This window comes from Kitasatospora sp. NPDC057738 (assembly GCF_042798815.1).
GTDB lineage: Bacteria > Actinomycetota > Actinomycetes > Streptomycetales > Streptomycetaceae > Kitasatospora > Kitasatospora lactacystinica.
Map to the genome: position 1 here is coordinate 31670 of NZ_JBHVJT010000002.1, position 1948 is coordinate 33617.

A 1948-nucleotide genomic window follows, 5' to 3' on the forward strand; every position below is an offset into this window, starting at 1 on the left:
GGGGTAGAAGGGGAGCCGGAGGAGGAAACAGAAAGAAAAAAAAAAAAAAAAAAAAAAGCCCCCCCACGCCCCCCCCCCCCCCCGTCCCCCCCCCCCCCCGCCACGGGCTGCCCGGGCTCAGCCGTCGATGCGGTGCTGGCTCCAGAAGGAGGTCAGGTCCACGGTGGTGGCGGCCTGGGCCGCGGCCTTGAACTCCGCGGTGGTGGAGACGCCGTTCCAGTGCGCCTGCGCGTAGTTGCGCAGCAGCGTGGTCATCGCGGTGTCGCCGATCGTCCGGCGCAGGTCGTGCAGGGCGCACTTGCCGTAGCCGTAGACGACCGTGGAGTAGCGCGAGGAGTTGGCGTCCCAGTACGCCATCGAGTTGGTGATCCTCTCCGCCGAGGAGGCCCAGGAGACGCTGTTCCAGCAGCCGTTGCCGGTCTTGCCGAGGGCGAGGTCGGTGGCGTAGTCGGTGAAGGCCTCGTCCAGCCAGGGGGCGTTGTACTCGTCGTCGCCCACGATGCCGTACCACCACTGGTGGCCGATCTCGTGGGTGAGCGCCGTGGTGCTGACCAGGTCGAGGACGAAGCCCGGGTACTCCATGCCGCCGAACCAGAAGTTGTTGTCGATCACCGCGTCCAGTTCGCCGTACGGGTAGGCGCCGAAGCGCTGGGCGTGGGCGTCGACCGCCGAGGTCGCGGTGGAGAGCATCGACTTGGAGTCGGCCGCGCTGATCCCCGCCACCGAGTAGACGTTGACCTTCACCCCGGCCGCCGAGGTGCCGGAGATCCTGGTGAACGGTCCGGCGCCCCAGGCGAAGTCGCGCACCTTGCTCGCGGTCGCCTTGGTGACGGTCCGGCCGGTCGTGCCGGGGGTGTCCACCGAGGTGCCGGTCGCGGGCACCAGCAGGCCGGTCGGGTGGTCCAGGGTGACGGTGAAGTCCGAGGCCATCGAGTAGAAGGACTCGCCGTTGTTGGTGTACGGGTCGAGGTGCCAGCCGGCCGCGTCCCGTATCGCCAGGACGGGCAGGGCGTTGCCGAGGAAGTTGTACGCGCCGTCGTGGCCGAAGCGGTCCGCGCCGCTCGGCACGGTGATGCCGAGGTCGAAGCCGACGGTGCCGCTCTGGCCCTGGGCGAGCGGGGCCGGCAGGGTGATCTTGAGCGCGGTGCAGTTCACCGTGAGCGGGGAGGGCGTGCCGCCGGTCACGTTGGTGACCGTGATCGGGGTGCTGGGGCAGCTGCCGTGGGCGTTGTCCCACAGCCGCAGGTACACCTCGTTCAGCGCGGTGGGCGAGGCGTTGCTGAAGGTCACGCTCTCGTGTCCGGTCCAACTGCCGCCGGAGGCGTCACTGCTGAGGTCGACGGTGTACGCCGGCGCGGCCGGGGTGCGGGTCGGGTCGCCGGGCTGGGGGGTGGTCCCGCCGCCGGAGACGTCCAGGGTGACGTCGTCCAGCACGAAGCTGGTCTGCAGGCTGGCGTCCTCGATGCCGGTGAAGGCGAGCGTCGCGGTCTGGCCGGCGAAGGCGGAGACGTCGACGGTCTTGTGCACGTACCCGCTCAGGGCGTCCAGGTTGGAGTACGTGGCCACCGTGGTGGAGCCGAGTTTGACGGCGAGCTTGTCGTAGGCCGTGCCGGCGGTCGTCTCGGCGGTGTCGACGTGCAGCCAGAAGCCGAGCGTCGCGGTGCCGCACCCGGCGGGGAGGGTGACGGACTGCGAGAGGGTGTCGGTGTGGCTGGAGCCGTAGCCGTCGAGCCAGGCGTAGGAGCTGCCGGAGTGCGCGCTCTGGCCGCTGTCGGCGGTGATCGCGCCGCTCGGCGCCGTCCAGGACGAACTGCCGGACTCGAAGCCGCCGTTGGCCACGACCTGGGCGGGTGTGCAGTCCGCGGCGCTCGCCACGGTGGGGGTGGCGAGCGCCACGAGGCCGGTCGCCGCGAACAGCGCGGCGCCGGTCAGAGCAGGCAGGAGTCTT

General features: G+C 70.5%; 1 protein-coding gene. It reads right to left on the reverse strand.

The features are described from left to right. Positions 1-117 precede the first annotated feature (117 nt). Positions 118-1941: a M1 family aminopeptidase gene (locus ACFVGO_RS01330; RefSeq protein ID WP_380630645.1), complete on the reverse strand. Its 1824-nt coding sequence runs from the start codon at positions 1939-1941 to the stop codon at positions 118-120. Between the last annotated feature and the right edge of the window lie 7 nt (positions 1942-1948).